Here is a 1,322-nt window from a genome sequence, read left to right on the forward strand (position 1 = left end):
GATCTACCTGGGTGACGAGGTGGGCACACCCAACGATGCCAGCTACCTGAACGACCCCGCCAAGGCCGGAGACAGCCGCTGGGTGCACCGCCCGGCCCGCGTGCCCGCCCTGTACAGCCAGCGGAACAAAAAGAACAGCGTGCCCGGCCAGATCTACCAGGGCCTGCGCCGCATGGTGGAGGTGCGTGCGTCGCTGGAAGAGTTTGCCGGGGGCCAGCTCACCGGTTTCCGCGCCGGGTCGGCCAGTGTGCTGGGCTATCTGCGCGGCACGCCGGGCACACATGTGCTGGCGCTGGCCAACTTCAGCGAGCAGCCGCAAACCTGCCCGGCGATTGTGTTCAGCGCCCAGCCCGAGAGCGCGGTGGACCTGCTGACCGGCGAGACGCGCGAGTTGCGCGCGGGGCTGACGCTGGCACCGTATGAGGTGCTGTGGCTGGACTGCCGGGCCTGACGATCAGGGTCCGCGCGATACCAGGCTGCGGGCGATGTGCTTGGGGTTGAGCGCCCCCAGCACCTTGGCTAGCCCAAACTGGGTATAGATGAAGGCCAGGCCCGACCGGTATTCCGACCAGCCCCGCTGGCAGCAAATATACAAATACTCTTTGGCGGAAGCGCGCACCTGGGCGTGGCAGGCGGCCCTGTCGCGGCCACCCAGGCCCAGGGTGGGGTTATTGAAGATCACCTTCAAGGCCCGCATCCCGTTCTCCATGTTGCGCTTGGAGTTTTTGCCTTGCGAGATGTTGTCGTCGTGCCAACGGTATTGGGTGATCGGGGTCGGGTCGTAGACAAACTCGCCCAAAAATACCATGCGCACCAAAAACTCGCGGTCTTCGGCGGTGCGCAGGTTTTCGTCAAACAGCATGGTCTTGCCGGATACCTTTTTCGCAAACATCAGGCTGGACGGTTTGATGAAATTGCCTTTGATCAGACGGGGGAAAATATCTGAATTGATCAGCAAACAAGAAGACCCATCGATTTTTTGGCCGTATTTTTTCGAGGGGTTGTCCCAGAAATCATCGTAGGCCTGCGGATTAATGGAGTCGCCCACCAGCAGGCGACCGGCACCGTAGGCCGCCACCGCCGAAGGGCGCAGCGCCACGGCGGCCAGCAACTGCTGCAAATGCACGGGCTCCCAGATGTCGTCGGCATCCAGCAAGGCAATCCATTGGCCCGTGGCCTGCAAAATACCGACATTGCGGGTGGCAGGAAGCCCTTTGTTGGCCTGCTTTTGCAAAAGCACAGTGAATGGCAAATCTTCCTTGTGCGTCCAGTCCTGCACCACCTGGTAGGTGGCATCCGACGAGCCATCGTCGATCACGATC

2 protein-coding genes are annotated in these 1,322 nt (G+C 61.7%); one reads left to right on the forward strand and one right to left on the reverse strand.

Annotated elements, in window-relative coordinates:
* The coding region (locus tag AC097L_RS24680) for an alpha-glucosidase C-terminal domain-containing protein (protein ID WP_479589355.1) at window positions 1-451 on the forward strand (451 nt) is incomplete at its 5' end.
* 3 nt (window positions 452-454) lie between these two features.
* Here the strand turns inward: AC097L_RS24680 and AC097L_RS24685 are convergent.
* Window positions 455-1,322, reverse strand: an 868-nt coding sequence (locus AC097L_RS24685; protein ID WP_479589356.1) for a glycosyltransferase, incomplete at its 5' end; no start/stop codon positions are given.

It is taken from the genome of Rhodoferax sp. RT5P35, assembly GCF_056521385.1.